This window comes from Paenibacillus plantiphilus, assembly GCF_927798095.1.
Lineage (GTDB): Bacteria > Bacillota > Bacilli > Paenibacillales > Paenibacillaceae > Paenibacillus_Z > Paenibacillus_Z plantiphilus.
Genome location: NZ_CAKMMF010000004.1, coordinates 206,511 through 228,617 on the forward strand (window position 1 = coordinate 206,511; position 22,107 = coordinate 228,617).

At 48.2% G+C, this 22,107-nt stretch carries 24 protein-coding genes; all 24 read right to left on the reverse strand.

Going from position 1 to position 22,107, the window contains the following annotated elements:
* Positions 1–19 precede the first annotated feature (19 nt).
* Positions 20–1,291: a protein-glutamate methylesterase/protein-glutamine glutaminase gene (locus L6H65_RS04840; RefSeq protein ID WP_236339339.1), complete on the reverse strand. Its 1,272-nt coding sequence runs from the start codon at positions 1,289–1,291 to the stop codon at positions 20–22.
* A 29-nt stretch (positions 1,292–1,320) separates the two neighbouring features.
* Positions 1,321–2,193, reverse strand: coding sequence for a MinD/ParA family protein (locus tag L6H65_RS04845; protein WP_236339448.1), 873 nt, complete (start codon positions 2,191–2,193; stop codon positions 1,321–1,323).
* Entirely contained in the window at positions 2,189–3,484 is a 1,296-nt protein-coding gene (gene flhF / locus L6H65_RS04850) for a flagellar biosynthesis GTPase FlhF (RefSeq protein WP_236339341.1), read from the reverse strand. Before flhF ends, L6H65_RS04845 begins: the two co-directional genes overlap by 5 nt.
* Positions 3,481–5,514, reverse strand: a complete 2,034-nt coding sequence (gene flhA, locus L6H65_RS04855; protein ID WP_236339342.1) for a flagellar biosynthesis protein FlhA — start codon at positions 5,512–5,514, stop codon at positions 3,481–3,483. Before flhA ends, flhF begins: the two co-directional genes overlap by 4 nt.
* 30 nt (positions 5,515–5,544) lie before the next feature.
* Entirely contained in the window at positions 5,545–6,636 is a 1,092-nt protein-coding gene (gene flhB, locus L6H65_RS04860) for a flagellar biosynthesis protein FlhB (protein WP_236339343.1), read from the reverse strand.
* Positions 6,637–6,653: 17 nt separating this feature from the next.
* Positions 6,654–7,442 carry a flagellar biosynthetic protein FliR gene (fliR, locus tag L6H65_RS04865; protein WP_236339344.1) on the reverse strand — a complete coding sequence of 263 codons (789 nt, stop codon included), beginning with the start codon at positions 7,440–7,442 and terminating at the stop codon, positions 6,654–6,656.
* A gap of 11 nt (positions 7,443–7,453) precedes the next feature.
* The gene (gene fliQ, locus L6H65_RS04870; RefSeq protein WP_236339345.1) at positions 7,454–7,723 is read right to left on the reverse strand and encodes a flagellar biosynthesis protein FliQ; all 270 of its coding nucleotides are present in this window, start codon (positions 7,721–7,723) and stop codon (positions 7,454–7,456) included.
* 24 nt (positions 7,724–7,747) lie between these two features.
* Entirely contained in the window at positions 7,748–8,500 is a 753-nt protein-coding gene (gene fliP / locus L6H65_RS04875) for a flagellar type III secretion system pore protein FliP (RefSeq protein WP_236339346.1), read from the reverse strand.
* Entirely contained in the window at positions 8,497–9,129 is a 633-nt protein-coding gene (locus L6H65_RS04880; protein ID WP_236339347.1) for a FliO/MopB family protein, read from the reverse strand. The genes fliP and L6H65_RS04880 overlap by 4 nt, the downstream gene beginning before the upstream one ends.
* A gap of 7 nt (positions 9,130–9,136) precedes the next feature.
* On the reverse strand, positions 9,137–9,499 hold the full coding sequence (locus L6H65_RS04885; protein ID WP_219870529.1) for a response regulator: 363 nt from the start codon (positions 9,497–9,499) through the stop codon (positions 9,137–9,139).
* Between the two features lie 20 nt (positions 9,500–9,519).
* Entirely contained in the window at positions 9,520–10,707 is a 1,188-nt protein-coding gene (gene fliY, locus L6H65_RS04890; protein WP_236339348.1) for a flagellar motor switch phosphatase FliY, read from the reverse strand.
* Complete coding sequence (gene fliM, locus L6H65_RS04895) at positions 10,697–11,698, reverse strand: flagellar motor switch protein FliM (RefSeq protein WP_236339349.1); 1,002 nt, start codon at positions 11,696–11,698, stop codon at positions 10,697–10,699. Before fliM ends, fliY begins: the two co-directional genes overlap by 11 nt.
* Positions 11,699–11,739: 41 nt before the next feature.
* Positions 11,740–12,228, reverse strand: a complete 489-nt coding sequence (locus L6H65_RS04900; protein ID WP_236339350.1) for a flagellar basal body-associated FliL family protein — start codon at positions 12,226–12,228, stop codon at positions 11,740–11,742.
* A 1-nt stretch (position 12,229) separates the two neighbouring features.
* Complete coding sequence (locus tag L6H65_RS04905; RefSeq protein ID WP_236339351.1) at positions 12,230–12,451, reverse strand: flagellar FlbD family protein; 222 nt, start codon at positions 12,449–12,451, stop codon at positions 12,230–12,232.
* 53 nt (positions 12,452–12,504) lie between these two features.
* The gene (flgG, locus tag L6H65_RS04910; RefSeq protein WP_236339352.1) at positions 12,505–13,323 is read right to left on the reverse strand and encodes a flagellar basal body rod protein FlgG; all 819 of its coding nucleotides are present in this window, start codon (positions 13,321–13,323) and stop codon (positions 12,505–12,507) included.
* Between the two features lie 228 nt (positions 13,324–13,551).
* Positions 13,552–13,929, reverse strand: a complete 378-nt coding sequence (locus L6H65_RS04915) for a TIGR02530 family flagellar biosynthesis protein (protein ID WP_236339353.1) — start codon at positions 13,927–13,929, stop codon at positions 13,552–13,554.
* Positions 13,922–14,377, reverse strand: coding sequence for a flagellar hook capping FlgD N-terminal domain-containing protein (locus L6H65_RS04920; protein WP_236339354.1), 456 nt, complete (start codon positions 14,375–14,377; stop codon positions 13,922–13,924). The genes L6H65_RS04915 and L6H65_RS04920 overlap by 8 nt, the downstream gene beginning before the upstream one ends.
* A gap of 48 nt (positions 14,378–14,425) precedes the next feature.
* Positions 14,426–15,913: a flagellar hook-length control protein FliK gene (locus L6H65_RS04925; protein ID WP_236339355.1), complete on the reverse strand. Its 1,488-nt coding sequence runs from the start codon at positions 15,911–15,913 to the stop codon at positions 14,426–14,428.
* Between the two features lie 39 nt (positions 15,914–15,952).
* The gene (locus tag L6H65_RS04930) at positions 15,953–16,858 is read right to left on the reverse strand and encodes a MotE family protein (RefSeq protein ID WP_236339356.1); all 906 of its coding nucleotides are present in this window, start codon (positions 16,856–16,858) and stop codon (positions 15,953–15,955) included.
* Positions 16,859–16,907: 49 nt separating this feature from the next.
* Complete coding sequence (gene fliJ, locus L6H65_RS04935) at positions 16,908–17,354, reverse strand: flagellar export protein FliJ (protein ID WP_236339357.1); 447 nt, start codon at positions 17,352–17,354, stop codon at positions 16,908–16,910.
* 8 nt (positions 17,355–17,362) lie between these two features.
* Positions 17,363–18,688, reverse strand: a complete 1,326-nt coding sequence (gene fliI / locus L6H65_RS04940) for a flagellar protein export ATPase FliI (protein ID WP_236339449.1) — start codon at positions 18,686–18,688, stop codon at positions 17,363–17,365.
* The gene (locus L6H65_RS04945) at positions 18,678–19,508 is read right to left on the reverse strand and encodes a FliH/SctL family protein (RefSeq protein WP_236339358.1); all 831 of its coding nucleotides are present in this window, start codon (positions 19,506–19,508) and stop codon (positions 18,678–18,680) included. Before L6H65_RS04945 ends, fliI begins: the two co-directional genes overlap by 11 nt.
* Complete coding sequence (gene fliG / locus L6H65_RS04950) at positions 19,501–20,514, reverse strand: flagellar motor switch protein FliG (RefSeq protein ID WP_236339359.1); 1,014 nt, start codon at positions 20,512–20,514, stop codon at positions 19,501–19,503. The genes L6H65_RS04945 and fliG overlap by 8 nt, the downstream gene beginning before the upstream one ends.
* Before the next feature lie 11 nt (positions 20,515–20,525).
* Positions 20,526–22,097, reverse strand: coding sequence for a flagellar basal-body MS-ring/collar protein FliF (fliF, locus tag L6H65_RS04955; RefSeq protein WP_236339361.1), 1,572 nt, complete (start codon positions 22,095–22,097; stop codon positions 20,526–20,528).
* Positions 22,098–22,107 lie beyond the last annotated feature (10 nt).

A 22,107-nucleotide genomic window follows, 5' to 3' on the forward strand; every position in this document is an offset into this window, starting at 1 on the left:
CCAATCGGAAATCTATCCCTTACTTCTTTGCGGCTTCGATTAACCTGGTTGCGATTTGCCGCAGCGGAACTACCGTCTTGGCAACCCCCGCTTCGACAGCAGCACGCGGCATTCCATATACGATGCACGATTCCTCGGCCTCAGCAATGGCGCTTTCACTGCCGCTGTCATTCAATGCATGCATTCCTTTGACCCCATCGCTTCCCATCCCCGTCATGATGACCGCATGTCTGCGCAGCTCCTTAAATTCCGCACAGGATTCGAACATGACATCGACAGATGGTCGATGACCATTGCGGGTTGGGCCTTGTGTAAGTCGTATGTAATAGCCCTCGCGGTCCTTAGCAAGCTCCATATGATAGCCGCCTGGCGCAATATATACCACCCCTGCACTTACACGATCACCATTAGACGCTTCAATAACCTGCAAACTGCTGAAGGAATCCAATCGCTGCGCCAATGAATGTGTAAACTTTGGCGGCATATGCTGTACGACCAGCACCGGTGCAGCAAGGTCTGCCGGCAATGCGGTGATCACTTCATGAAGCGCGCGCGGCCCGCCCGTTGAAGTGCCGATCGTTATCAAATGCTGGAAGCTGCTGGCAGGCTTAGCTTTCGGTTTTGCACTTGCGATTTCCTGCTCCAGCTGCGCTGGGTAAGGGGCCTGAGCTGCCCCTTTATTGACTGTCGGCAGCTTCTTTTCCGCTGGTTTAAGGATTGGTTCGCGTGCATCCTTCAACCTGTCCTCCAATGGATTGGCCTTTTCCCTCGGTTTGACTGGTTTGACTGGCTTAATCGGCTTAGCCATATCCGTTAATGTCGGAGATGGTTTCGCTTCTTTGATATCTTGTAACTCTTTTATTTCTGTCCGCTCAATCTGCGGTTTGCGCTTAATGAGTGCAGCAATTCGCATTTTTTCAAGCAGCATTTCGCCTACTTTATGAATATCAGGAGACAACGCGCCGGAAGGCTTGCGTATAAAATCAAATGCCCCGCTTTGCAGCGCTTTTATCGTTTCTCGCGTACTGTCATCGCTTATGCTCGATAGCATAATAATCGGTGTCGGAAACAGGTGCATAATACGTTCAAGCGCTTCCAGACCATTCATCACCGGCATTTCCAAATCCATCGTAATAACATCCGGCTTTAAGCTCTCAACCGCTTCGATTGCTTCCAGGCCATTCGTTGCTGTCGCCACGATTTCGAACTGTGAATCCGATCCAATCAGATCACAGAAAATCTTGCGCATAAAGGCTGAATCATCCACCACAAGCACACGATAAGGGCTCATTGAAATCTCCCTCCTACTCTTTCAAAGGATCACTTCATCCGTCTGAACATCTTATGCAAAAATCCTTTGACCCCGCTGCCCGCAGAGGTCGGAGTACTCGGCACATCCATAAACCTTTTGGCAATTTCCATAACGGAGCTAGAAGCATCGCTGCTTGGAAAAGCGATTGTGAATGGGACCTGCTTCTTAACGGCCTTGCTCACATTCGGGTCATCCAGAACGATGCCCAGCATAGGCAGCGAAGTGTTAAGAAACCGCTCGGCCACCATACTAATCTTGTTGGCTGTCGCCGTCCCTTCTCTCATATCTACTGCCCGATTGACAATCAGCTTGAATTGGATATCATGCTCCATTGCCTGAACCATCTTAATTAACGCATAGGCATCGGTTATGGAAGTCGGCTCCGGTGTCGTTACGACAAGCGTTTCTTGGGCGGCTGCAATAAACTTAACCGTTTCTTTGGAAAGACCTGCTCCCGTATCGAATAGGATTACATCGTATTCGCCGTGCAGCCTGCCGATCTGTTCCTCGAAGTAATCCAGTTGGGTTGGCGTCAGTTCAAGCAAATCCTTGAATCCCGAGCCTCCAGCGATAAAATGAATGCCATCCGGGCCTTGCTGAATAATCTCCCAGATGTTTTTCTCCCCTTTAAGCAAATGGTACAAATTGTACGGTGCTGAAACACCCATCAGAACGTCTATATTCGCCATGCCGATATCAGCGTCAAATATTAACACCTTCTGCCCCAGCTTCTGAAGTGACAGAGCAAAGTTCAAGCTGAAGTTGGATTTGCCGACACCGCCTTTGCCGCTCGTCACCGTAATGACTCGCGTCGTCTTCCCGCTGTCCTGCAGCTCCCGGTTTTTGACCATGTGACGAAGCGCCTCAGCCTGATCGTTAATCATTCCAATCCCCCAGAAGTTGTTCTACATAGCTGTCGGTACGAAATGGAGTGATATCATCCGGAACTGTCTGGCCATAAGCGATATAGGCGGGTTTTAACCCTTGCTCCAGAGCTAAATTCAAGATGGCGCCGTATGCATTCGTCTCATCCTGCTTCGTAAACACCACGCGACCGACATCATATTTGGCAAAATGTTCGGCCACTGTCGCCATGTCCCTATATTTGCCGGTCAAGCTGAGAACGAGATACGTTTCAGATTGGCTGTCGGTTTGCAGCAGGCTGTTCACTTCCGAGACGTACAGCTCATTGCGGAAATTACGACCTGCCGTATCCATAAAGATGAGCTCGCGATCCTCCAATTGCTTGAATGCGCGAGACACCTCTGCTGGCGAGAATACAACCTCTAATGGAACATTCAGAATCGTCGCATAGGTTCGCAATTGATCAACTGCAGCAATTCTGTACGTATCGGAGGTTATGAAACCAACCTTGCGGCCTGCCTTGAGCGTTTGCTCTGCAGCAAGCTTTGCTATTGAGGTTGTTTTGCCAACACCAGTGGGGCCGACAAAATGGACAACGCGTGTATCCGGGTGGATGCCTTCTCCTTGAAAATCCTGCAGCCACTCGATCAAGATAGCCTTAGCCATCCTCCAGGCGGATTCACGTTCAATCGTTTTTTCTTCATCCTCTTGCAATTGCTTCTGTATCGTCTCGATCAAACGTTCAATCCACTGCTCTCCAACCTCTTGCTCCAGCAGCCGATCATGAAGCTCCTGCAGTGGAGCTGGCAGCGCCTCCATATGCTGCTGCTTGGAAATTTGCAGCACCCATTTCTTCATCTCAAGAATTTCATCAAGCAATTCTTTCTCCTTTGCCTGTCTATCCTTGGATGGAGCTTTAGCCTCCACACTTGCCGTATTCAACTTTGGAACTTCAAGCGGGATCGAGGAAGTATCCGCTCGCTGTACAGCAGCTATTGCTGGCGGGGGCGTATAGCTCTCACTTTCTCCGAGTGCAGCAGATGACTCTGATCGTGCGGCCGGATGCGGAGAGATCGCTGCTGCTGCAGGTCTTGACTGGACCGGCTTCGATCGAACAGGAGTAGACTGCTTGCTCGTATTCGTGTCAACAGCTGCAATAACCTCCATCTTCTTCTTGCCGAACATGCCGAGAAATCCACCGACACGAATCTCTTTCGTATTCAGAATTACCGCATCAAGGCCAAGATCCGTTCGAATCATTGGCAGCGCTTCGGGAACTGCATTAACAACATATCGCTTTACCTTCATAGATTGACCACCCCAATGCTTTGAACTTCTACACTAGGCTCAAGCTCACTGTAGGAAAGGACAGGTATATCCTGCATCGTGCGCTCAACAATTTGACGCAGATACATTCTAATTGTTGGTGAAGTAAGCACGACAGGCTGATAACCGGATTGAATCTGCTTATTGACCTGCTCGTTAAGCCTCTGATGGATCGTCTGAGTCATAATCGGATCAAGTGCCAGATAGCTGCCCTGATCCGAGGACTGTACCGATTCGGCTATCTTCTTCTCAACAGAAGGACCTACCGTAATCACTCTCAGCGCATCTCCGCTTTGCGAGAATTGCTGTGTAATTTGACGAGATAGAGATTGACGAACATATTCCGTAAGAATATCGGGATCTTTCGTATATGTGCCATGATCGGCCAACGTCTCGAAAATGGTTACCATGTCTCGAATAGAAATTTTCTCGCGAAGGAGCTTGGAGAGAACCTTCTGAATCTCCCCGACAGTAAGAATAGAAGGAATAAGCTCCTCGACGAGCGTCGGATACGTTTCCCTGACATTCTCGATCAGCGCCTTCGTTTCCTGACGGCCAATCAGCTCATGAGCATGTCGCTTAACGATCTCGGTCAAATGTGTAGCTACGACAGACGGCGGATCAACAACCGTATAGCCTGTCAGCTCCGCACGCTCCTTCGTCGCTTCGTCGATCCAGATCGCTGGCAAGCCAAACGCCGGTTCAACTGTTTCGATACCGATAATCGAATCGTCATCGAAGCCCGGGCTCATCGCCAAATAATGATTCAGCAGCAGCTCGCCGCGGGCAACGGTGTTGCCTTTGATCTTGATCACATATTCATTGGGCTTCAATTGAATATTGTCCCGGATACGGATAACCGGCACAACAAGCCCGAGCTCCAATGCGCATTGTCTGCGTATCATAATGATACGGTCCAGCAAATCCCCGCCCTGCTGTGTATCTGCCAGTGGAATGAGTCCATATCCAAATTCAAACTCGATGGGATCAACCTGAAGCAGGCTGATCACACTTTCCGGACTGCGAACTTCTTCGATCTGCTGCTCTTCGACAAGCAAATCCTCCTCTTTTTGCTGCTTCGCAAGCGACTTTTGCATGCGATAACCGGCAAACACCAGAAGAGCTGCGAATGGAAGTGTTGCAACAGGTCCAATTGGTGTGCCGATTCCAAGCAACGTAATCGTTCCTGCAACGATAAACAGCAATTTAGGATAACGTAAAACCTGGGAGGTCACATCGTAAGCAAGGTTTCCTTCCGATGAAGCCCGAGTCACAATAAGACCCGCAGCAGTAGAAATCAGGAGCGCCGGAATCTGGCTGACCAATCCGTCACCAATCGTCAGAATCGAGAACCGTTCAATGGATTCGCCGAAGCTCAGACCATGTACCGTCATCCCGATTACAAAACCGCCCAGCAAATTGATAATCAGAATAATAATGGATGCAATAGCGTCGCCTTTAACAAATTTGCTGGCACCGTCCATTGATCCATAGAAATCAGCTTCTCTTTCAATTTTTTGCCTGCGGTCTCTTGCTTGCTGTTCATTAATAAGACCCGCATTCAAATCTGCATCGATACTCATCTGTTTACCGGGCATCGCATCGAGTGTAAACCGCGCTCCAACCTCAGCTACACGCTCCGAGCCCTTCGTAATGACGATGAATTGGACAACAACCAGAATAAGGAACACTACAAATCCGATTGCCACTTGTCCGCCAGCGACCCAATTCCCGAACGTCTCAACAACCTCGCCTGCTTCAGCATGCTGCAAAATATTCCTGGTCGTGGATACGTTCAGCGCCAATCGAAACAGTGTAGTAATTAGCAAAAGCGCGGGGAAAATGGAGAACTGCAGAGCATCCTGCGTATTCATTGATATCAACAATATCATGAGCGCCGCGGAGATATTAATAATGAGCAGTACGTCCAACAACCCGACGGGAATCGGAACAACCATCATTAGAACGATGCCAATAATCCCGATTAATACAGTCAGGTCTTTTGCTTTCATGACGCTACCTCCTCCATCGTCGCAACTAGTCTATTTCCCTTTGCCTCTTAGCTTATATACATAAGCCAGCACTTCGGCAACGGCTTGGAATAAATCAGCCGGAATCGTCTCGCCGATCTCCGACCTATCGTATAACGCTCTGGCGAGCGGCTTGTTTTCCATCGTTATAACACCGTTTTCCTTTGCTACCTCTTTGATTCTTAGCGCCACATAATCCATTCCTTTAGCGATGACCGTCGGCGCTTCCATATTGGATGAATCATACTTCAAGGCGATTGCAAAGTGAGTCGGGTTAGTAATGACGACATCCGCTTTGGGCACTTCCTGCATCATTCGCTGCAATGCCATCCTACGCTGGCGCTCACGAATCTTCCCTTTAATGAGCGGATCGCCTTCCGTCTTTTTGTATTCCTCTTTAATATCCTGCTTTGACATTCGCAAGCTTTTCTCATGCTCATACCGTTGATAGATATAATCGAGAACGGCCAGCGCCACAAGCAGTCCGCCTATCTCAAGCCCCAATGTTATGGTCAGGCTGGCGGTAAAGCTGAACATACTCTCCAGCGGGACGCGCGCAAGCTGCATAATATGGTCGCGTTCGTTCCACAGATTCAAATATACAATTAGGCCGATAACACATAGTTTCAAAATATTTTTCACAAACTCAACCACTGAACGCATAGAGAAAATTTGCTTAAAGCCATTTATCGGATTCAGCTTCTCCAGCTTGAGCTTCAATGGCTCTCCGGTAAACAGAAATCCGATTTGTACATACGTTCCAAGAATAGCGACTACAAAAGCAATTGCGAAAATAGGCGCTAATAAGATAAAAGATTGCCACATAATATCTGTGAATAAGGTCATCACATTGCCAGCCGAAATTTCCATAGCTAGCTTCTGTTCAAAAATTAGACCAAATAATTGCATAATACGCTCATAGAAAAATTCGCCTAGCATAATAAAGCTGAGAAAAACAAAAAGCAAGATAAAAGCAGCCGGCAGGTCAGCACTTTTGGCAACTTGGCCCTTTTCTCTGGATTCTTGTTTCTTCTTAGGTGTTGCACGCTCTGTTTTTTCTTGAGAAAACAGCTGTAGATCTAGCGTCCAACGATATGATCGCATGATCGCAGACCTCCTGCCTAAGTTACGGGGCCTTGCACAATGCTGAACAGCTTCTCCATCGCCCGAAACAATTCTGCGAACAAGTGCTCGAAGATCGTGATCAAGCCTGGCATCATAATGACCAGCATGAGTAGGCCGACAATAATTTTGATCGGTATTCCTATGACGAACACATTGTACTGTGGCGCGGTTCTAGCCAGAAAACCCAGTCCGACATCTGTCAGAAACATCGCAACGACAAGCGGTGCGGCCAATTGAAATGCAAGCAAGAAGGTTTCGGCGAAGGTCTTCGTAATGAAATCGCTAATACTTCCATCATAAATTCGGCCGAATAACTCATTCGATAACGGTATCCATTCATAACTTCGCATTAAAGCCGATAATAGTAAGTGATGACCGTTAACAGATAAGAAGATCAGCGTCGCAATCATAAATTTGAAGTTGCCCATCAGCGGTGAAGATGCGCCAGTCATCGGATCGATAACGTTCGCCATACCAAAGCCCATCTGCAAATCGATGAATGCGCCTGCTGTTTGAACAACTGTAAAAAACAGATACGCCACAAATCCAAGCAATACGCCTGCCAATATTTCTCGAATAATGATGAGTATGTATCCGGCATCCGGAACGATCGTCTGCTTCAAGCCGTAAACCAGAAATATGATGATCGATATCATGAAGCCTAAACCGATTTTGAACGTTGTCGGCACATTTCGCGAAGAAAAGATAGGCGCGACGACGAAAAACGAAGTTATTCGACAAAAAATAAGTAAAAAAATAGGAAAACCTTGTAGAAACTGCTCCATCGATTCACAGCCTATCCGATGTATTTATACAAATTACTCAGCAGATTGTAGGTGAAATCGACCAGCGTGTTTAATATCCATGGGCCAAACAGCAACATCGAAAGCAATACCGCCACTATTTTCGGAATAAATGCAAGCGTCTGCTCTTGAATCTGTGTCGTTGCCTGAAAAATACTGACGAGCAGCCCAACGATCAGACCGAGCACCAGCATAGGTGCGCTAGCCTTTAGGACCGTATAAATCGCCTGCCCTGCCAAGGCTATGATAAAGTCTGAACTCACGCCTCGCACTCCTTCCTTTCAGCGTCAGGTGTTGAAGCTAAGCAGCAGCGACTTGACAATTAAGTACCATCCGTCTACCAAAACAAACAGTAGAATCTTGAATGGCAGCGATATCATAATAGGCGGGAGCATCATCATCCCCATCGCCATGAGCGTACTGGATACGACCATATCGATGATTAGAAACGGAATGAAGATCATAAAGCCCATCTGAAAAGCTGTTCGCAATTCGCTGATTGCATATGCTGGCACCAAGACAGTGATTGGAATGTCCTCGTATGTTTCCGGTTTCTCCGTTTTGGTATATTCCATGAAGAGAAGCAAGTCTTTCTCACGTGTTTGGTTGAACATAAACTTCTTCATCGGTACCGCAGCTTTATTCAATGCTTCTGTCTGCGTAAGCTCACCCTTCAAGAAGGGCTGCAGAGCTACTTCGTTTACTTGTCCGAGCGTAGGCGCCATGATGAAGAAAGTGAGAAACATGGCTAGTCCAATCAACACTTGGTTCGGCGGCATCTGCTGAGTACCTAGAGAGGTTCGAACGAATCCAAGCACAATTACGATTCTAGTAAAGCTGGTCATTAGAACGAGTATAGCTGGCGCTACACTAAGCACGGTAATAATCAACAATAGTGATAGTGCGCTAGTACCAGGCTGCTCGTCCTCCTCACCGAAAGAAAAATTGAAGCTCGGAAGAGGTTCAGCGTATGAATGCGTTTGGAATAATAACCCTATCGCTAGAAGTGCAAGAAGCGAAATTATGATTTTTTTGTTCATTCATCCAACAACCGATCATTATGATTTTCCCTTTTGAGCAGTTCCTCTACCTTCTGCTTCTGGTCCGACTGTCGCTTCATCTTGCTTTGGAGAAGCTCTTGAAAGGAGCTCGCCTCCTGCCAAGGTTCACTAGTTGGCGCAGCCTCAGTGTTGCGTTTGCGGAAACGACCCAAAAAGTCAGTAAATGACGTGGTGCTCCATGCTCGGGCGCTTTGCTGTTCCATAGAATCCAGAACAGCTTGCGCAGTCAGCGGATCATCGATCTTATCAAGAAGAGTTACCGTCTCACCGACACCGACGACATAGATGCGGCCGGACAATTCAACCACCTGCAGAGACTTGTTCTGACCGAGCGGAATGCCGCCAAGCGATCGAAGCGTTCGATTGGCGCCCCAGCCTTGGTTGCGCTTGGCCAGCAACTTAATGACAAGAATAATGAGTCCGATGACGAGCGCCAATGCAACGGTTACCCATACGAGATAGCCCGTCATATCAGGTCCATCAATAATACCTGAGGACTTCTCTGAATCAAAAGTGTCATTCGCAGACTCTGCCAGTGCTGCCTTAGCGCTCACCAACCAACCACCAAGAGCAAGCGCCGCAAGCCGCAATCTGTTACGTTGTATCATGCTTGAATTATCCGAGTGTTTTCTTGATCGCTTCGATTACACGATCAGCTTGGAACGGTTTGACGATAAAATCTTTAGCACCCGCTTGAATCGCATCAATAACCATTGCTTGCTGCCCCATTGCAGAGCACATAATAACCTTTGCATTGCCGTCAATTTTCTTGATTTCCTTCAAAGCGACGATTCCGTCCATCTCCGGCATCGTAATATCCATCGTTGTAAGATCTGGTTTGAGTTCCTTGTATTTCTCGATCGCTTGCGCACCATCCTGAGCTTCACCTACAACCTCATAACCATTCTTGGTTAATATGTCACGGATCATCATTCTCATAAATGCTGCATCATCAACGATCAGAATGCGGTTTGCCATTGTTTCTTCCTCCTAAGGTGTTATTGTAATTTTTGAATACGGTCCCATTGGCTGACGATGTCCGTTACCCTTACACCGAAATTCTCATCGATAACAACGACCTCGCCTTTAGCGATCAGCTTGTTGTTGACTAGAATATCGACCGGCTCTCCAGCAAGCTTATCCAGCTCAATGATAGATCCTTGGGATAACTCAAGAATATCCTTTATCTGCTTCTGAGTTCTCCCTAATTCTACTGTGACCTTAAGGGGGATGTCGAGCAATAAATTAAGATTGGATTCTTCTGGTTGAATATACGGCGCACCTTGGAAGTTAGCAAACTGTACCGGCTGAACATTCACATTACGATTAGACATTCCACCCAATGTTTGAGGACCTCCATAAGCTGCAGCAGGCTGCTGCGGCATAGTCGTTGGAACTGGTGCAGCTGGCGGCGCCACCGGTTGAGAAGGAGGCGCCTGTGCAGCTGGCGCACTGACTGGCGCTGAAGCTACTGGAGCCGGTTCCGGTTCCGGTGCTCCTCCCATTAGCGTGGATACCATATCCTTCGCGAAGGAGATAGGCAGCAGCTGCATGAGAGTCGAATCAATTAAATCGCCGATCTTCAAACGAAATGCCACTTTGATGAACATGTCATCAGGAGGCAAATTTTCTACCCCATCACCGTTGGAGACATTCAAGATGTCAATGCCAGGCGGCGAAATATTAACGAACCGATTGAAAATGGTAGACATCGATGTTGCTGATGAGCCCATCATCTGGTTCATCGCTTCCTGTACAGCGCTGATATGTATCTCGTTCAGCTCTTCATTCGATACCAGTCCCTCACCGCCAAGCATTAAGTCAGCGATCGTCTGAGCGTCCTTGGTTTTAATGACGAGCGAGTTGATCCCTTCGAAACCGTCTACATAACGGACGGATACTGCAACATGAGGCTTAGGAAATTCTTCATCAAGCTGGCTTCGTTTAATAAGCGATACCTTCGGTGTCGTAATGTCAACCTTCTTGCCCAGCAGGGTGGACAAGGCAGTTGCAGCGCTGCCGAATGTAATATTGCCAATTTCTCCGAGCGCATCCTGTTCAATAGAGTTCAGAAATTCATTCAAACCCTCTAACGGTTCAGATGGTTTCGACGTATCCGGCTCATCGGAAGATTGACGCAGCAAGGCATCGATTTCTTCTTGGGACAAATAATCTTTACTCGTCATAATCTTCTTCCACTCCTTCACTGATTACCTCGTCAATCTGAATGGCCATGCGATCTTTAATCGATCCTGGACTGCCCCTAAACTTGAGCTTCTCCCCGACTTTGATATCAAGACCTTCTGTTATCGGCTTATTCAAACCAATTACATCGCCAACGGCAAGCCCGAGAAACTCACGTATCGAAATGCTGGATTGTCCAAGCTCTGCAACAATGGCCAGCTTCGCTTTGCTAACCCGCTGCTTCAGTACATCCAATTCTTCCGGCGCGCGTGTCTTCTTCTGCGAGACGAACCAATGATGAACCGACAATCGAGGCATGATCGGCTCGATAACGACATGCGGGATACATAGATTGATCATTCCTGTTGTATCGCCAATCTTCGTGCTTAACGATATGAGAGCTATCGTTTCGTTGGGAGAAACGATTTGCATAAACTGCGGATTCGTCTCCAACGCTTCCAGCCGTGGTGATATGTCGATTATCGTCTTCCACGCTTCCTGCAGGCTTTCAAACGCCCGGCTGAAAATACGTTCCATTATAATGGTTTCGATTTCAGTGAGTGCATTGATTTTGGAAGGCGCCAATCCTTGCCCGCCCAGCATGCGATCCAACATGGCATAAGCTACGTTAGGATGGACTTCAAGCACCATTCGTCCTTCAAGCGGCTCCGCTTCAAAGATGTTCAATATCGTCATTTTCGGAATGGAGCGAATAAACTCATCATAAGGCAGCTGTTCAACTTGAACGACATTGATTTGAACAAATGTGCGAAGCTGTGCTGAGAAATAGGTTGTCAAATATCGCGCGAAGTTTTCGTGTATCCGAGTCAAACTCCGGATATGATCCTTCGAGAATCGGACCGCACGCTTAAATTCATAGGAACGAATTTTCTTCTGCGTTTCTTCCTTTTTCAGTTCTTCAGCATCCATCTCACCAGATGACAAGGCAGCAAGCAATGCGTCAATCTCGTTCTGCGACAAAACATCAACCAATTATCTCACCCCCTTCGAAGGAATGCGTCATGACTAGGCAATTACAGTTTCGTGACGATGTAGTTTGTAATTTCAACATTGACCAGTTTTCCTTCAGAAAATTCTTCGAGCTTTTTATTGATCAGATTCAACAGCTTGGCATTTAATTCATCCTTGCCTTTTGAGCCTTTAAGCTCATCTGGCATCATATCCGAAAGTGTACGAATAATGATCGGCTTGATTTGAATGTCTTTAATTTTGTCGAAATCCTCTTTCGTCGATTTGTCATCCAAAGTGAACGCAAATCCCATGACACCGATATATTCAAGATCAGCTAAATTTGTTTTAATATCGGTAATCTCGCTCGTTACCTCTACTCGCTCATCTGCGTCCAGAACCTTCATTTCTACATTGTTGGCACTGTTGGCAGCATTTGTTGCCGGATCATTCGACTTGTCGCCCCAAATGGTATTAAACAAGATAACCGCCACAATTGCGATTAGGGTAATGGCGAGCAATATCGTGATCAACCAAGGCAGCATTTTTTTCATATTATGGTCCCTCCGATGGCTCGCTCTTCACGGTCGCCGCATAGACACCGATAGAACGTAGGTATTGTTGAACGGAGGCAATCACATCCGCCGCTTTTTCAAGCACGATTACTTTTTTTCCTGTTGTCAGCGTAATGAGTGTATCCGGCATTTCTTCAATCGTCTCGATAAGCAGCGCGTTGATATGAAAAGATGTTCCGTTCAAACGCGTTACAGCGATCATGAGCTTCCTCCTTAACCTAGCAGGGAGGCGAGGCCTCCCCTGTGGTTATTGACCTATCGTTTTAAGTTGACTACTTCTTGCAGAATTTCATCTGAAGTCGTGATAATACGAGAGTTCGCCTGGAAACCGCGCTGTGCTACGATCATCTCTGTAAATTCAGAGGTCAGATCCACGTTGGACATCTCCAATTGACCGGAAATAATAGCGCCCGTGCCTGCTTCAATGTCGCCTGCGAACGTAATCGTCATATCTCCCTCAGGATTTGCGTTCTGAGTCATCGCGTACAGATTGCCGCCGAGCTTCTCAAGTCCAGCTGGGTTGACCACTTTCATAACGCCTAGCTGGGCTGCAACTGCGCTTGTTCCATCTGCATTCACTGCAATGATGGAGCCATCCTGAGCGATAGAGAAGGATTTCACTTCGGCAGGATCAAGAGTAATTGTCCCTTCATCTGAGCCGAGTACAAACATTCCGTCACCATTCACCAACTGACCAAGAGCATCAACTTTGAAATCGCCTGCACGAGTCAAAAATCGAGTTGTGCCGTCATCAGGTGTAACGACGAAGAATCCGTCGCCATCGATACGCACATCAGTCGGAACATTCGTCGTCATCGCGGAGCCTGGCGTATGCAGTGTATCGATTGAAGCAAGCGCTACACCAAGACCGACTTGCTTCGCATTGACACCACCTGTCGCACCAGCTTCTGGACGAGTTACACCGGCAACGGATTGACTGAGGATGTCCTTGAACATAACGCGACCTGCTTTGAAGCCAACCGTGTTGACGTTCGCGATGTTGTTACCAATAACATCCAACTTAGTTTGAAACCCACGCATACCCGAAACACCGGAATACATCGATCTTAACATGCGTTCTTCGACCTCCTAAAAGTTTTTTGCGAATTCTTCTTGATTCGCATCTTGCGAGCAAAAAACTTGCTTCGTAAGCATAAGCTTAGTTTTTGTGATACTTCCTGATAAACTTCTTCGTGAGCAAAAACTCACTTCGTAAGCATAAGCTAAGTTTTTTGCGAATTTTTCTTCATAAGCCGCTTCCATCGATCCACGGCTTTATCGGCCTCCATGAAGGTCCAGCCGTTACGATACTACAACAGCGCTGTCGATTTGGGTGAACACATTGCCTTGCAGCGATTTACCATCCATAGCAGTGACGACTGTACGACTCGGCACATTGACAATCATCGCGATATCACCATAAAGAACGAGTGAATCCTTAGCTCCTTTGGCAGCGGCCTGATCGAGTGCATGCACGATTTTCGAGAGTGTCTCCGGCTTGAAGGTAATGCCGCGCTGTTCCATTCGAAGCTCTGCGTGATGACTAAATTTAAGTACATTCCGATCCAGCACTTCTTTAAATGAAGGAGCGCCGAAATTGCTATCCTGCTGCAGGGGCTTTCTGATCCCCGCATTTGCGCTAGATAACCGTAAATGCCCGATTTTCATTGGTTCATTCACTGGCAGGCTCACCGCCTACACTGATGGCTACGATATCTTCAAGCGCCACTTCTGTGTCGCCAACCTTCGCGTATTGCTTGCCATCGCGAATGACAATTCCATCAACAGTTCCGTATTTAATGATGGTTTCGCCGGTTTCTGTTACGCCGTACCAATCCACATCTTTACCGATCATGCTGGAGGCCATTCCGAGATTCTGACGAAGCTTCGTCATATCACCGGCCATGTTCATCAATTGCTCTACAGAAGAGAATTGTGCCATTTGAGCGATAAAGTCGCGATCCTGCAGCGGCTGCATCGGATCCTGATTTTTCAGCTGAGTTACCAGAATACGCAGGAAATCATCCTTGTCTAGCGTGTTCTCTTTTCCTTTAGCCGTCGCCAGCTTAATATTGCTGCTGTCATAATTCGGCCAAACATTCCGTGTTGAAATATTATCTGCTGCCATTCGTGCTTCACCTCCGTTCCAGGGCGATCCTGTGACCTGGCTTCTTATTTAAGCCATTGTGTTAATCCCCCTACCGAATCCCATATCGCGATCAACTGCTTGCTCGATTGAGACTTCTTCCAAACCGGTATCGAAACCATTGATTTCGCCGACAGAATCATTCTTCGATTTGTTTCGCTTTGCTTCCTGCTGCTCTCTTCCGTTATGACCATTTCGGTCCTGGAATAAGTTCGGCTGCACAGAGCTGCTATTCGAAACTTCAAGCTTGTCGATTTGCAACCCCTGGGATTGAAGCGCCGAACGGAGCTGCCCTAATTGATTCTCCAACAAGTCCTTGGCAACTGCTGTTTCCGCGACGAACATGGCGGTCAATTGACCATTCTGAACCGAAATACGGACATCCACTTGTCCAAGCTGCTCTGGGAACAACGTAATACGAGCCTCGGAAACGCCGTTCACAGTCGTCACATTAAACTGCTTCACAACAAAACCTTCCATCGTTTCAGCAAACTGCTGAACCGGTACTGGCTGTGCTATAACAGGTGCTTTAGCAGTCTGAATCTGGCGTTGAGCCTCCTGAGTGCCTGCTGCTAGCTGGGTAGCTGCTCCAGTGCTCGGGTGTTCAACGACTTGTTCAAGAGCCGCGGCCGCTTCTTCCTGAGTTGGAACAACGGACATCAGACCTACATGGAACGCTTGCTGCGCCATACGATGCAGATGTGATTGCGAAGCCGGCACTACTGCTTGCATGCTGCGAAGAGCAGCTGCTGTTTCTTCATTCAGAACGATATCCGCACCTGTGGACGTACTGTTCAGCGCATTGCCATCAAGCACTTGCTTAATTGCCAGCAGCTGTTTACCAATGATTGCTGATTGCTCCCGATTGACAACATCGCTCCTCCCTTGCTGCAGGAAAGAACGCAGATCTGTTAGCGCATCTTGCAGCGCCGATTTCAGTGTCTCAACCGTTTGTGGATTAGTAACTGCTAATTCGTTCGACTGCGCATTCGCTGCAATAGAAGTCTGTACCACTACTGCTGATTGAATTGCTGCTTGAACGATCGCCAATCCTTTACCCGCTTGCTCAGCATGGACTGGATCTGCAGTTGGCTCGCTGGCATCAACCGCATTAGCAGTGGACGGGGAGACAGGCTGCCCGATAACAGGAACTGCGCCTAACAAAGCCAACAAATTATCAAGCTGCTCCAGCGCACTCTCCAAGTCAGACTCGGATAGACTCACCTCACCCTCCTGGGTGCCAGCTTCATCCAGCTTGCTCAGAAGCGCTTCAATTGCTGCGATCAAATCAGCGGCTGTCAGGTTGCCGCCCAGCAATGAAGTCAATGCATTAGCGGTTGTAGTCGGCACTGCACCTTCTGCCGCAGCCTGTGCTTGGCCGCTGTCTACCGATGAGCCTGCGATCGTTTGAACGAGTGTTTGCCCGAACGAAGCCCCTGCTGCGCTCTTGGCAGCCGGCGTACCGCCTGGTTGAGCCGGTGCAGCGCCTGATGTTGCTTGAGAAATGGACATTTGCATACATTTCACCTCCTTCCCTAATAGAAGTGAATGGCGGCTCTATTTGCCGGTCATAAGCTTGGAGACAAGCTGTGCTGTAACCGCTTCGTTCTTTTTGGACATGGCTGCCAGGATGCCCGAACGCGTTGTATCATCAACCGCATTCAATATGCGCAGCACTTTACTCGCGCTTACATCTGACATTTTGAGTAGCAGATCGCCAGCGCTCTTCGGATCCATTTTTGCGAAGGTTTCCTTCAGCTGCGCTTTATCAAGAACCGTTTCCGTTTGCTGTGTAGCTGCGGTTTGCTGTTTAATACGTGCCTGCAGCGCCGCAATTTGGCGATCCTTTACTTCCTTAATATCCTTCAGCATGACTGTGACGTCGGCTGCTCTCTTAGGATTCATCTTCTCCAGAATACGCACTCGATCCTCTGGCCGCATGGAATCCAATACGAGAACGGCCTCTTCGAGCTCCATAGCTGCCAGAATCGGTGCTGCTTTGCCAGGCGAAATCTTGGCATACATGCTGGACAGCTCCGTAATTTTGCTCTGGTATTGCTCCTCGTCCAGCAGTTCCTCGCTATTAACGCGTTTGAGCTGATCGATTTGCCCTTGCAAATCTTTAATTTCCTGCGCTTGCTTCGTGCGCTCTCCGACTGCTTTGGCAAGCTCTGCTTCCTTGGCCGCAAGCGATGCTTTCAGCTCATCAATCTTGGCTGACGAATTCTCATTCTTGATCTTCTCTTCATCCACGATAACGCCCTCCTCAACTACCGGGTCCGGCAGCAGCGAGTTCAATAGCGGAATAGAGTTGCCGAATTCAAGCGCTTTGTTGCGAAGATCAAAATTGAATAAAGTAACCAGAACGCCTAACAGAACGAGCGTAAACAAAATCGGTGTTACAAAAAACATAAACCGTTCAAACCCGCTATACCCTTGCTTTTCAATATCCAAGTCCGCCACGATTATCCCTCCCTCGGACGTCTGTCCGATTCGACAAGCTTGCCTTCTGTTATGGGGCCGGAACGATGAAGCGGACCGTAGCCAACTCATCCAGCTCATTTTGTTCCTTTAACTGTACAACTGCACGAAAACGATCCAATGCGCGTTCCTTCGATTTCAGCCATACCTTCTCGTCCTTCATCTTGTCAGACAAGAAAGCTCTGCGCTCATCGACTTCTCTTTGTGCCTTCTTAATATCAGTCAGCTTGCGCATAATACAGACATCCAAATGATCGACATACTGCTGCATGACAAGAATTTCGGATAGCGGCACTGCCGTTTGCGAAGCATCCTGCAGCCGTTGACACCACTCTGCGCGTTCTTCATACAATTTCTGAAGGGTCGACTCCTCGGAATGCAGGATGCCTAGCGCAGCAGACAGCAGCCATTCTGCCTGCGTCTTCTCACTGGACTTTAAGTCAACCACCTTCTGATACGCATAACGAAACCTGGCCATCTAATGAATCATCTCCTATAGAAATCGATGACGAGCCTCTCCAATGCTTCTTGATAGTCGACCTTCTCTGACGTCTTCTGACGGGTAAACTCCCGTATCGTCTCATAGTTGTCGATCGCTTTATCAATTTCCGCGTTGGAACCACGCTGGTACGCCCCAATATTAATGAGGTCTTCCGAATCCCTGTAAACAGCGAGCAGCCGCTTCAGCTCATTCGCTGCATCCTGCTGATTCTCAGGAACGATGTCCTTCATGACACGACTGACCGAAGCCAACACATCAATCGCAGGAAAATGCCCTTTGTTCGCCAAATCGCGAGTTAATACGATATGTCCATCGAGAATACCGCGAACAGCATCTGCAATCGGCTCATTCATATCGTCTCCATCGACGAGCACGGTGTAAAATGCGGTTATCGAGCCTCTTGGTCCCGTACCCGCACGTTCGAGCAGCTTGGGCAAATTAGCAAAAACCGATGGTGTATAACCGCGCGTAGCCGGCGGCTCTCCAATTGCTAGTCCAACTTCCCGAAGCGCCATTGCGTACCGAGTGACTGAATCCATCATGAGCATGACATTAAGACCACGATCTCGAAAATATTCAGCAATCGTCGTCGCAATCAGCGCGCCTTTAATTCGAATCAATGCCGGCTGATCGGATGTAGCAACAATAACGACAGAGCGTGACAACCCTTCGGGTCCCAGATCCTTCTCGATAAATTCGAGCACCTCGCGGCCGCGCTCTCCAATAAGTGCAATCACGTTGACGTCAGCTGATGTATTGCGAGCAACCATACCAAGCAATGTACTTTTCCCGACACCAGAGCCGGCGAAAATACCAACCCGCTGCCCAGTGCCAATCGTCAGCAACCCATCGATTGCTCGCACGCCGATACTGAGCGGCTCGGTAACACGAGGCCTTGACAGCGGATTGCTGGGCGCATTGTGCGTCGAATAGTGCGGCATCCGCCTGGAGATGTGAGTGCCATCCAGCGGCTGTCCTAATCCATCAAGCACCTTGCCAAGCAGCTCCGAGCCTACCTGTACAGTCAGCGGCTTGCCCGTGCCGACCACATCACAGCCGGGTCCTATGGACTGCAAATCACCAAGCGGCATAAGAATAACTTTGTTATTGCGGAATCCGACTACCTCTGCTTTTAGCGGTTTCGCCGACTTAACAGGGTAGATGTAGCAAACATCACCGATGCTTGCATCAGGACCTTCTGATTCAACCGTCAAGCCAATGACCTGCGTTACTTTGCCATTGACACGAACCGGATCAATCGGCCGCATATGCTCAATATATTTCGCCGCATCCAGCGAGCTAGCTTTCATCGGCATTCCCTCGCTCTTCGGCGTGCATAGCCAGTCCGACAAGCTCACGTTTGATCTCTGTTAGCTGCGTATCGATTCTAGCATCGATACTGCCGAATGATGAACGAATAACACATCCAAAGTCTTTCACCGTAACATCCGGAACTATCTGCAATTCCGCTTGTGAATCAATTGCCAGGCTTAGCTCTTCGCGAGCAGCTTGCACGAAAGTCAACTGCTTCGGAGATACACAAAGGGTAATTACGCCCTGCTCCCGTCTGCGAGTTAGCGATTTGCGAATGAGCTCAAGCGACCAGTCTGGCGAAACGGTAAGCTGCTTGCCAATAATTTTTTCAGCAATGGCAGCGCTCAGCTCTACTAGAAAAGGCTCTGCTTCCAGAATAATTTGCTCCTTCGTCTCATAAGCCGAATCCAATATCGCTCTGGCCTCGACAAGCATCGATTGCCATTGCTCCTGCACTTCCTGCCTGGCTTGAGCAGCACCTTCGTCATACCCAAGTCGGTATCCGTCCTGGCGTATTTGGTCAAGCAGCTCCGTATCCTGCTCGCGGCGTTCTTCCCACCAAGCCTCAATTTGAGCTTTGGCGTCACCGTACATCACTTCAATCTGGTCTCCAGTCTCTTGAATACGCTGCTTGGCGAAGGATTCCGCATCAGACAGAATCTGATCTCGAAGCGATACCGTCTCTTCATCAGGTCCTTCTGGTTCTGCATCCTCATCCAATCCGGGACTGGGCTTAAACACATATTTGTTATACCATTCAAGGCGCTTCATATCTTCGACCGAGATAACGTCCGTTGATTTAAACAGCCTAGACAATGATATCATCTCCTCCGCCGCGTGCGATGATGATCTCGCCAGCTTCTTCAAGCCTGCGGATCGTTGCTACGATGCGAGTCTGAGCTTCTTCAACATCACGCAGCCGGACAGGTCCCATATATTCCATTTCTTCCTTGAAAGTCTCCGCCATACGTTTGGACATATTGCGGAAAATCGCTTCCCGCACTTCTTCGCTCGCAACCTTAAGCGCAAGCTGAAGGTCGGCGTTCTCGATATCGCGAATGATCCGCTGGATGGAACGATTGTCGATGTTGACGATATCTTCGAAAACGAACATCCGCTTCTTGATTTCTTCCGCCAGTTCCGGGTCTTGAATCTCCAATGCATCCAATATTGTACGCTCAGTTCCGCGGTCAACGCCATTCAATATGTGGACAATTGATTCAATACCACCCGCACTGGTGTAATCTTGAGTAACAGTAGCTGACAGCTTCTGCTCAAGAATGCGTTCCACCTGCGATATAACCTCTGGCGACGTGCTGTCCATAAGAGCAACGCGTCTTGCAACCTCGGCCTGTTTGTCCTGCGGCAAGGATGACAAGATTTGCGCGGACTGCTCTGCTTGAAGGTACGAAAGCACGAGCGCAATGGTCTGGGTGTTCTCATTCTGAATAAAGTTAAGAATTTGGCTGGCATCCGCTTTGCGTGCGAAATCGAATGGACGAACCTGCAAGTTAGCGGTTAATCGATTGATAACCTCTTGCGCCTTTGCCTCTCCGAGAGCCTTCTCTAGAATCTCTCTCGCATACGTAATACCGCCTTGAGAGATATACTCTTGTGCAAGACAGATTTGATGAAATTCACCGAGAATCAATTCTTTGTCAGCGCTGTCTACTTTTCGCACATTGGCGATTTCCAGTGTCAGCTGCTCAATTTCCTCATCCCGCAAATGCTTGAAAATTTGAGCGGATACTTCAGGGCCCAGCGAAATTAACAATATTGCTGCTTTTTGACGTCCACTGAATCCTTGTGATACTTTCGCCAACTAGGCCACCTCTATTCATCAACAAGCCAAGTCCGGAGCAAATTAACAAATTCATCCGGTTTGCGCTTCGCAAGGCTTTCGAGCTGCTTGCGCACTTGACTTTCATTATTCGCATTGTCGAAATCAATGGTCGGATATTCCACTTTGCCAGGCACAATGATCTCTTCCGTTGCTTCATTAGCCTGCTTGCGGCGACGAAGAATGACGAACAGCAAGCCGCCAATCAATGCCAATGCAGCGATTCCAATACCAATCATCCAGGCCGTCGAGAGACCCGAGGATTCAGATGCTGCGCTGCCCTCAGCGAAAGTTTGACCGATGATTGAAACCTTTTTCTCCATTAATTCGTCATTATTAACATCCTGACCAGATTCAACCAGTTGCGTTCGGACAAGTGATTTAAGGTAATTGTTGATATCCGTTCTTGCCGTCTCATCAAGCTTGCTTTTCTCAACGCCAACGCTAATTGCGAGATCCTTGATTACATAGGGACCGGATTCAACAAGTTCATTGATATGCGTTACTTCAAAATTAACAGTACGTGTATTTTCTTCTGATTCCGAGCCGCCGCTTCCGTCAGTAGCCTGATAGCCAGGGACATCAGTATCGCCCGTACCTGCAACTCCGCCAGCGCCAGCTGAACCTGTTGCCGTCCTGGACGTTGTATTCTCACTTATGATGATGCCGTTGTTGCCGTTATTCGGGAGCGGTTGAACAATCTTCGCATCCGTCTTTTTCTTATCGAAGTTAAAGCTGCTTAGCACATTCACTTCAATATTCTGGGATCCAACTATGCGACCAAGGAACTGCTGTATGCTTCTTTTCAGGTCATTGTCATATTTACGTTGGATTTGAAAATGAGACTCCAGCGTTGCTGCGCCGTTGGCACCATTACCGCCAATCGCGTCAGAGGCTGCCATTTCGCCCTCTGGACTCGATATTGTAATGTCGGCAACACTCAAATTCGGGACTGAAGTCCTTACCAGATTATAGTAGCCATCGACTTCCTTCTGATTGGGACGATAGCCCGGTTTAAACATAATCATGATGGAAGCAGAAGCTTTTTCTTTCTCTTCCGTCGACAGGAAAACACTTTCCTCTGGCAGATTGACGAGAACGTCAGCCGAATTGACTCCCTGCATGTTGGAGAGCAATTGCTGAATTTCTCCGTTCAGCGCATTACGATACTTGACGTCAAACTCACGATCTGTCGCACCGAACGGAGATGCGCCTTCACTAAAAACGCCAAATCCGATCGAACCGTTCTGTACCAGACCTTGTGAGCCGGCGTCTATCTTTACTCTATCAGCGTCCGCTGTCGGAACGAGAATGCTCTTGCCGCCGTTTGCCAGCTCGTACGGAATGCCGCTTCCGTCCAGGTAAGCCATTACTGCCGCCGCATCCGTCGCACCCAAATCCTGGAACGCCAGCTCATATTCCGTCTTCGAGAAGATGACGGTCAATAAGATAATCGACAGGATCAGCACGCCCGCTGTCGCGCCTAACCATATCTTTTGTTTTTTTCCTACTGAACCCCAATATTGCGATAACTTAGCTCGATATTGGGCGAATTTCTCATTCACAATTCCACCT